Annotated in this window: 9 protein-coding genes; 4 read left to right on the forward strand and 5 right to left on the reverse strand. The window is 75.7% G+C overall.

Features of this window, described 5'->3' with window-relative positions; all coding sequences use genetic code 11:
• Positions 1–132: 132 nt before the first annotated feature.
• Positions 133–1188, forward strand: a complete 1056-nt coding sequence (locus tag ACFVGY_RS03125) for a nitroreductase (protein ID WP_385670081.1) — start codon at positions 133–135, stop codon at positions 1186–1188.
• A 123-nt stretch (positions 1189–1311) separates the two neighbouring features.
• A complete protein-coding gene (locus tag ACFVGY_RS03130) occupies positions 1312–3027 on the forward strand; it encodes a GAF domain-containing protein (protein WP_385670084.1) in 1716 nt (571 codons plus the stop codon).
• Here ACFVGY_RS03130 and ACFVGY_RS03135 read toward each other — a convergent pair whose 3' ends face one another.
• Complete coding sequence (locus tag ACFVGY_RS03135) at positions 3028–3567, reverse strand: pyridoxamine 5'-phosphate oxidase family protein (protein ID WP_385670087.1); 540 nt, start codon at positions 3565–3567, stop codon at positions 3028–3030. It abuts the gene before it with no gap.
• A gap of 118 nt (positions 3568–3685) precedes the next feature.
• Positions 3686–4009 (reverse strand): STAS domain-containing protein, encoded by a 324-nt coding sequence (locus ACFVGY_RS03140; protein ID WP_385670090.1) that lies wholly within the window; start codon positions 4007–4009, stop codon positions 3686–3688.
• Between the two features lie 274 nt (positions 4010–4283).
• Here ACFVGY_RS03140 and ACFVGY_RS03145 point away from each other — a divergent pair, with 274 nt between their 5' ends.
• A complete protein-coding gene (locus ACFVGY_RS03145) occupies positions 4284–4988 on the forward strand; it encodes a response regulator (protein WP_385670093.1) in 705 nt (234 codons plus the stop codon).
• 61 nt (positions 4989–5049) lie between these two features.
• Here ACFVGY_RS03145 and ACFVGY_RS03150 read toward each other — a convergent pair whose 3' ends face one another.
• Together ACFVGY_RS03150 and ACFVGY_RS03155 are read right to left on the reverse strand one after the other, a co-directional pair.
• Positions 5050–5937, reverse strand: coding sequence for a universal stress protein (locus tag ACFVGY_RS03150; protein ID WP_385670096.1), 888 nt, complete (start codon positions 5935–5937; stop codon positions 5050–5052).
• A gap of 181 nt (positions 5938–6118) precedes the next feature.
• Positions 6119–6412, reverse strand: a complete 294-nt coding sequence (locus ACFVGY_RS03155) for a hypothetical protein (protein WP_385670099.1) — start codon at positions 6410–6412, stop codon at positions 6119–6121.
• A 270-nt stretch (positions 6413–6682) separates the two neighbouring features.
• Between ACFVGY_RS03155 and ACFVGY_RS03160 the strand changes: the two genes are divergently transcribed.
• Positions 6683–7177, forward strand: a complete 495-nt coding sequence (locus tag ACFVGY_RS03160) for a cyclic nucleotide-binding/CBS domain-containing protein (RefSeq protein WP_385670101.1) — start codon at positions 6683–6685, stop codon at positions 7175–7177.
• Positions 7178–7192: 15 nt separating this feature from the next.
• Here ACFVGY_RS03160 and ACFVGY_RS03165 read toward each other — a convergent pair whose 3' ends face one another.
• Positions 7193–7804 carry a hypothetical protein gene (locus ACFVGY_RS03165; RefSeq protein ID WP_385670104.1) on the reverse strand — a complete coding sequence of 204 codons (612 nt, stop codon included), beginning with the start codon at positions 7802–7804 and terminating at the stop codon, positions 7193–7195.
• Positions 7805–7989: the final 185 nt, after the last annotated feature.

Consider the following 7989-nt stretch of genomic DNA (forward strand, 5'->3'; position numbering starts at 1 on the left):
CATGGAAGCACTCCCCGGTCCGGTGCGCCAGGGCCGACCGGTCCCCGGTGGGGCCGGTCGGCCCCTCCCGTGGGCGCGGGCGCGCGGCGGAACCTGGGTACAGCGCACCACCCGCACGACAGGAGCAGTCCCGTGACCGCACCACTCATCGGCAGCGAAGAAGCCGCCCTGTTCGTCGGCGACGCCGTCACCGCACCCTCGATGCACAACGCGCAGCCCTGGAAGTTCGTCTTCCACCGGGCCACCGGGACCATCGAGCTGTACGGGGACCCCCGCCGGGCCATGCACCGGGCGGACCCGGACCATCGCGCCCTCCATCTCGGCTGCGCTGCGGCCCTGTTCAACCTGCGCGTCTCCGCCGCCCACCACGGCCGGCAGGCCGTCGTGCGGCTGCTGCCGGACGCCTCCGACCCCTGGCTGCTGGCCGAGGCCGGGTTCGCCGAACCCGTCGGCGACGACGAGGACCTGGCCGCGCTGCACCCCGCGCTGCGCAGGCGCCGTACGAGCCGCTTCCCGTTCGGCGCGGAGCCGGTCGCGGACGCGCTGCTGGACGGCCTGCGGGCGGCCGCCCTCCTGGAGGGCTGCCGCCTGGACGTGCCGGAGCCGTGGCACGTCGACACGCTCCTCGGGCTGGTGCGCGACGCCCAGCACAGCGAGGAGCTCGATCCGGAGGTGCGGGCCGAGACGGCCGCCTGGACGTACGACACCGCCGCGCCCGCAACCGCCGCCGCGGGCACGGCCGCCGGAGCCGGAGCCGGTGCCGGTGCCGGTGCCGGAGCCGGTGCGAGGCCGCGCCGCGACGGCATCCCCACCGCCGCCTTCGGCCCGCGCGGCACGGGCGGGACCGCGACCGTACGGGATTTCGGCCGGACCAGGCCGGTGGCCGGCCGTGACCGGGCCGCCTTCGAGGAACACCCGCAGCTGGTCCTGCTCTCCACGGCCGGGGACGCGCCCGCCGACTGGCTGCGCGCCGGGCAGGCCCTGGAACGCGTCCTGTTGCAGGCCACCGTCGACGGCCTGGCCACGTCCCTGACCTCCCAGCCCCTGGAACGGCCCGAACTGCGGTGGCCGGCCCGGAACCCGGTCACGGGCACGGGTCACGTCCAGATGATCGTGCGGCTGGGCTACGGCCCGCAGGGCCCGGGCACGCCCCGCCGCGCGGTCGCGGAGGTCCTGCACGTCCTGTGACGCCCGCCCTCGACCCCGCCCCGTGACGGGAGTTCGGCCTTCCGTGTCCGTGTGCTCCCGATAGGCTTTGCGCCGGTTGAGTACAAGGAGAGCCGGTTCATGGTGGGGGATTCGTTGTCCCAGATGCCGAAGATGCGTCTGGACGAGCTGCTCGACGAGCTCCAGGCGCGGATCGATGCCGCCCGCGGCACGCGCGACCGCGTCCACAGCCTCCTGGAGGCCGTCGTGTCGGTGGGGCGGGAGCTGGAGCTCTCCCAGGTCCTGCGCCGCATCGTGGAGGCCGGCGCGCTGCTCGTCGACGCCGAGTACGGTGCGCTCGGCGTCATCGGCCCGGACGGCAGGACGCTGTCGCAGTTCCTGACCGTGGGCGTGTCCGACGAGGAGATCGCCCGGATCGGGCCGCTGCCGGCAGGGCACGGCCTGCTGGGCGAGGTGATCCGGCACCCGGAGCCGCTGCGGCTGGCCGACATCGGTACGCACCCCTCCTCGCACGGCTTCCCCGCCCACCACCCGCCCATGCGCACCTTCCTGGGGGTGCCGATCCGGGTGCGGGAGGAGGTGTTCGGCAACCTCTACCTCACCGACAAGCGGGGCGGCCAGGAGTTCGACACCGAGGACGAGTCCGTCATCACCACGCTGTCGGTGGCCGCCGGTGTCGCCATCGACAACGCCCGCCTGTACGAGGGCTCCCAGCGCCAGCAGCACTGGCTGCGGGCCAATGCGGAGATCACCGGGAGCCTGCTGTCGGGGAGTTCGCGTACGGAGGTGCTGCAGCTCATCGCGCGCAGGGCGCAGGACATCACCGGAGCGCAGGCGGCGGAGATCGCCACCGCGCTGCCCGAGACCGACGGGCTGCTGGTGGAGGTGGCCATCGGCGCCGGGGCCGACGCCCGCCAGGGGCTGATCCTGCCCCTCGCGGGGACGATGGTGGGCGCCGCGCACACCGAGGGCGCCCCGGTGTCGAGCCCGAGGACCGCCACCGACCGGCGGTTCGAGGCGGATTCGGCGCCGGCCCGCGCCGAGGGCCCGGCGGTGGCGGTGCCCCTGGGCACGGGCGGCGCGCCCGCGCGGGGGGTGCTGTTCCTCGCCCGGGCCGCGGGGGAGCCCGTGTTCAGCGACGGCGAGCTCGAACCGCTGCTGGCCTTCGCCGGGCAGGCGGCGCTGGGCCTGGAGCTGGCGGACCGGCGGCGGGACGCCGAGCAGATCGCCCTGCTGGAGGAGCGCGACCGCATCGCCCGTGACCTCCACGACCTGGCCATCCAGCGGCTGTTCGCGACCGGGATGACCCTGCAGAGCGCGGCCCGCCTGGTGGAGCACGGCGGGGCGGCACAGCGGCTCGGCCGTGCCGTGGACGACCTCGACGAAACCATCAAGATCATCCGGTCGACCATCTTCGGGCTGCGCACCAAGGACCGGGACGGTGCGGGCGGTGCGGGGCTGCGCGCCCGCGCGGCGCGCGCGGTCGGCGAGGCCGCGACCCTGCTCGGGCACCCGCCGCGGCTGAGCATGGAGGGACTGCTCGACACCGACGTGCCCACCGATGTCGCCGACCACGTCGTGGCCGTGCTCGGGGAGCTGCTCAGCAATGCGGCCCGGCACGCACACGCCAGCCGGGTCGGGGTCTCCCTGAAGGCGGGCGGGGGCGAGGTCGTGCTGTCCGTGTCGGACAACGGCGTGGGCATCCCCGAGCAGGGCCGCCGCAGCGGGCTGGCGAACCTGGACGAGCGGGCCCGCAGCGTCGGCGGCGCGTTCCTGATCGAGTCGCCGGAGGAGGGCGGCAGCCGGCTCGTGTGGCGGGCCCCGCTCCAGCGGGATCCGGCCGCTGCGGAGCTCGGCTGATCAGCCGGCCCCGGCGCACGGGGCCGCGCCCGGCTCCATGGCCGGCCGGGGGTCCGCGGCCCGGGGTGGCTCCGGCCCGTCCGTGCCCCGCTCCGGGGCCGGGTCGCGCTCCAGCCGGAAGCCGGTGACCAGGTCCGGCCGGATGCGGACGACCCGGCAGGGCTCCGGCCCGAGCACCCAGGGCCGCAGCCGGTCCTCGTACGCGGCCGCCTGCGCCGGGTCGGTCACCGGGCGGGCGTAGCCGGTGACCACGACGCTCCAGCCGAGACGGCTGCGGGCGTCGATGTCGTCGGTCTCGTACGCGACGACCACGCCCGCGCCGGCGGAGGGCGCCGCCAGCGCGGCGAGCGCGCCGCCGTCGTGCACCCGCAGGACGATGTCCTCACCGTCCAGGAGGTGGTTCACGGGCCGCACGGCCGGCAGTGCGTGCCGGGTGAAGACGACCCGTCCCAGGGGGACCGTCCCGAGCAGGCGCAGGGCCTCGCCCCGGTCCAGGGGCCGCATGCGGCGCGCACCCTCCCCGTCCACTTTGTGTTCCATCATGCGCACCTGCGGTCCGAAGGGGATCGATCTGCTGCGTACTGTGCTCGTACGTGAACCAGCAGCGTCACCCGGACCGTAGGCGCCGCACCAGGGCCGAACGGTCCTCCAACGGACCTCACCACCAGGTGCAGTGCAGCTCCCGGTCCGCGCCGACCACCCGCAGCGACTTCGCCAGCAGCGGTGGCACGCCCTGGAGCAGGAGCCGCGCCCCGGTGCGCGCGCACCGCCGGTGCAGGCGCAGGAACATGTCGATGCCCGAGGTGTCGCAGAACGCGAGCCCGGACAGGTCGAGGACCACCTCCCCTCCGCCGTCGGCGACCCGTGCGAGTCTCGGCTCGACGGCCGCCACGGTGTGCACGTCCAACTCGCCCACGACGGCGACGCCCGCCCCGTACTCGTCCCGTACGACCGTCCTGAGCGCGATCATCGTCCTACCCATGTCCCTCTCCCCTCCTGCGTCACCGCGGCCGGCACCGGGCCCGTCCGGGGCACAGCGGTCCGGTCGCCCCCACCCCATCAGCCGGACCGGCGGAGGGGGAAGGTCCGCATGCCCCGTACCAAGGGCCGAAGGTCCCGAAGTCCGGGATTCCGGTCGCGCGCGGGCCCGTTCCGCGCTAGCGGAAGGGCCGATCGGCCCTGTCGTGCGGCCCGCCGCCCCGGCAGGATGCGAATGCGCGCGTGCGTCCGGTACGCGCCCGAGCGAGGAGCGGAAGATGACCGACAGCGGTGCCCCCCACCCGGCGGAGGAGCCGATCAGCGTCTTCCTCCTCGACGACCACGAGGTCGTCCGCCGGGGCGTGCACGACCTGCTGGAGGCCGAGCCGGACATCCGCGTGGTGGGCGAGGCGTCCACGGCGGAGCAGGCGCTGGTACGGGTGCCGGCGCTGCGCCCGCGGGTGGCGGTGCTGGACGTCCGGCTCCAGGACGGCGACGGCGTCACCGTCTGCCGCGAACTGCGCTCCCGGATGCCGGAGCTGGCTTGCCTGATGCTCACCTCGTTCGACGACGAGGAGGCCCTGCTCGACGCCATCATGGCCGGCGCGTCCGGCTACGTCCTCAAGCAGATCAGCGGGACGGACCTGGTCACCGCGGTCCGCACGGTGGCCTCGGGCAAATCGATGCTCGACCCGGGCGCCACCGCCCGGGTCATGGCCCGGATGCGGGGCGAGGTGCCGCAGGAGGAGCAGGTGCCGGGCCTGCCGGGGTTCACGGACCGGGAGAAAGAGATCCTGGTGCTGGTCAGCGAGGGCCTGACGAACCGTGAGATCGGCAAGCGGCTCTACCTCGCCGAGAAGACGGTGAAGAACATCGTCTCGCGCCTGTTCATCAAGCTCGGCGTCGACCGGCGCGTCCAGGCCGCCGTGATCGCCAGCCACACCCTCGTCCCGTCCAGCCGCCAGCCGGGCCGCCCCGCCTGAGCGGTGCGGTCGGCCGGCGGCGGCCGGCCCTCCCGCGGGTCCGGGACCCCGGCCCGCGCACTCAGGACTGCGGCACCACGGCCACGGGGCACCGCGCGTGGTGCAGGACCGCATGGGCCGCCGAACCGATCCTGCTGCCGACGGGCCCCTTGCGCGTACGCCGGCCCACGACCAGGAGCGACGCGGACCCCTCCGCCACCGACAGCAGCATCTGCCCGGCGCTGCCCAGCTCGACGTGCTCCACCACGGGCACGTCGGGGTACTTCTCGCGCCACGGCTCCAGCGCCCGGCGCAGCGCCGCCTGCTCGTACTGCACCAGCCCGCCGTCCTGGTCGGAGATCCACATCGAGCCGGGGCTGTACGCGTAGATCGACGGCAGGTCCCAGGCGCGCACCGCCCGTACGGCGGCCCCCCGCACGGCGGCCGCCTCGAACGCGAAGCCGAGGACGTCGTGGCTGTCCTCGGGGTAGCCGTACTGGCCGACGACGACCTCGCCCGGGGCGCCGTCCCGGCCGGGATCCGGCTCTCCGGCGCCGGCCGCGCGGACGGACACCACCGGGCAGGCCGCCTCGCCGATGACCTGCTGCCCGTACGAGCCCAGCAGGAACCCGAGCACCGCGCCGTGGCCGCGGGTGCCCAGGGCCAGCAGCTCCGCCTGCTCCGCCTCCCGCAGCAGGGCGGGCACCGGCGCGTCCGACACCACCTCGGTGACGATGCCCAGCTCCGGGTGGCGCGCGGCGACCTCGTCGGCCGCGGCGTGCAGGACGGCTTCGGCACAGCGTGCCTCCTCGTCCCGGTCCTGGGCGATCGGCAGTGACACCGGCTGCCATAGCCAGGCGTGGACCAGGCGCAGGCCCAGGCCGCGCCGGACCGCCTCGTCCGCCGCCCACCGCGCGGCGGCCCGGCTCTCCGGGGATCCGTCCACTCCGACGGCGATGACAGGTGTCACGGCTCTGCCCTCCATGTGCTCGGCTGCGGCTTCCGGGCGGCACGACGGCCGCCCGATTCCACTCTCGCGGGCCGTCCCCGCCCTCCGAAGGGCCGACCGGCCCTCACCCCGGGCCGGTCGGCACCCCTCCCGGGCGGCGGCCCGGCCGGCAGGAGGTCGGCACGGGTGACGGGTGGCCCGCTCAGGCCACGGGTGTGGTCGGCCACGGGGTGAAGGGCACCGCCCCGCCCGTGCGCACGGCCTCCACCGCGCTCTGGTGCACCGACCGGCTGGCTTCGGGGCTCGGGCAGGCCACGGGGCTGCCTGCCAGGGCGTACCACTCGGATGCGCCCGAGTACTGCACGGTGATGTGCGCCCGCTCCTGCTCCCATGTGGTGTGGACCGTCAGCTCACCGGTGAGGGTGCCGGCCGCGTCGGTCAGCACGCCGCCCGGGCCGGCGTACACCCCGGGAGTGGTCCATTCTGCGGATGCCATGTCAGATCACCTCTGAAACGGGGCTGGACTGGTGTGGTGTCGTGTGGTGTGGATGTGGCCTGGACGGCGTATCGGTATCGGTATCGGTACTGGCACCGGCATCGGTACCCGTACCGGTAGCGGCTTCCCTGGATCCGATGCTGCGGCAGCACCGGCGGACGGCACAGGGCCGTGCGGCCCCCGAGCGGGTCTGCTCGGCCCTGCTCCGCCCCGGGGCGGCACCGTCTGCGGCGGGTTTCCGCAGGGGCGCTGCCCGGAAGGATCCGGACCATGAGGGTCTCCGCATCGAAGGTGTCCGCATCACGAGTGTCCGCGGCGAAGGTGTCCGCGTCCATGTCGGCGCCGGCGGTGGCCGTCCCGGCCGTGACACCGATCCGCGAGGTCGCCCGGCGCATGGACGGCCACGGCGTCGGTTCCGTCGTCGTGACGGAGGGCGAGGAGGTGTGCGGCATCGTCACCGACCGGGACCTCGCCGTGCGCGTCGTGGCCGCGGGCGCCGACCCGGCCGCGGCGGTCGGGACGGTGATGTCCTCCCCCGTGGTCACCGTGGAGGCGGGGGACGACATCCACACGGCGTACCGGATCTTCCGGACCACCGGTGTACGGCGGCTTCCCGTGCTGGACGGGGGCCGGGTGGTGGGCGTGCTGACGGTGGACGACCTGCTGATGGACGTGTTCCAGCGGGTGGCGGACCTGCTGGGTCCGGTCGCCTGGAGCGTCCTCGCGGAGCCGCCGGGTCCCCCGGGGCCGCCGGACACCGCCTAGCCAGGGCCTCGCGGCTCACTCGTCGTCCGCGCCCTGCTCCGGCCGGGCGCGCCCGGACCAGTGCGGCTCGACGCGCTCCCACTCGCGCTCCCACTGCCGCAGACTGCCCGCCTCGATCCGGCGCAGGCGTACGGAGACCAGGCCGCCGGAGCACAGGACGACCGCGGCGAGGGCCCCGGCGCCCGCGGCGATCGCATCGAGGGTGATGGCGTCCGCGGTGCGCGGCGGCCTGAGGGACACGTCGCCGGCATCGTCCACCCATATGGTGACGCCCTGGCCGGGAGGCGTGCGGGGCGGGACGGGGACCGGCCCGGTGTGCACGCGGGAGTCCGGGTACCGCCAGGTGGCCTGCGCCGACGCCGCGGGCGTGCCGGCGGTCCGGGCGGCCTCGGGCCCCACCGGCTCGGCCACCGTGGTGGCCGTGACCCGGTGCAGCAGACGGGCGCGGGCCTCGGCGGCGCGTTCGCCGGAAGCGTGCACGGCCAGGCCGGTGCCGATCGCGCAGACCACCGCGAGCAGGCAGGCCAGCGCGAAGACGGCGTGCCAGCGGGTGCGGGCACGGTCGGCTCCCCGCCGCAGCGGGTTGGCCCCCGTACCGGCGCCCCGGCCGGGTGTCCGGCAGGACATCGTGCACCTCCGGGGTCTTCCCGGGGTCTTCCCCTCCCCCCACTGTCCTCCGCTGCCGCTGCCAGGGCCACGCAGCGGCGGGGGGGGGGCCGGGGGGGGGGGGCCCCCCGCCCCGCGCGGGGGGGCCGGGGGGGCGCGGGGGGGCGCCCCCCCCGCGGGGGGCGGCCCGGACGCCCGCCGGGGAG

It is taken from the genome of Streptomyces sp. NPDC127106 (assembly GCF_042677605.1).
GTDB lineage: Bacteria > Actinomycetota > Actinomycetes > Streptomycetales > Streptomycetaceae > Streptomyces.

Bases quoted from the DNA above. Each gene is read 5' to 3' on its own strand.
- ACFVGY_RS03130 (WP_385670084.1), top strand. From the start codon at position 1,312: ATGCCGAAGATGCGTCTGGACGAGCTGCTCGACGAGCTCCAGGCGCGG.
- ACFVGY_RS03135 (WP_385670087.1), bottom strand. From the start codon at position 3,567: ATGGAACACAAAGTGGACGGGGAGGGTGCGCGCCGCATGCGGCCCCTG.
- ACFVGY_RS03140 (WP_385670090.1), bottom strand. From the start codon at position 4,009: ATGGGTAGGACGATGATCGCGCTCAGGACGGTCGTACGGGACGAGTAC.
- ACFVGY_RS03145 (WP_385670093.1), top strand. From the start codon at position 4,284: ATGACCGACAGCGGTGCCCCCCACCCGGCGGAGGAGCCGATCAGCGTC.
- ACFVGY_RS03155 (WP_385670099.1), bottom strand. From the start codon at position 6,412: ATGGCATCCGCAGAATGGACCACTCCCGGGGTGTACGCCGGCCCGGGC.
- ACFVGY_RS03160 (WP_385670101.1), top strand. From the start codon at position 6,683: ATGAGGGTCTCCGCATCGAAGGTGTCCGCATCACGAGTGTCCGCGGCG.
- ACFVGY_RS03165 (WP_385670104.1), bottom strand. From the start codon at position 7,804: ATGTCCTGCCGGACACCCGGCCGGGGCGCCGGTACGGGGGCCAACCCG.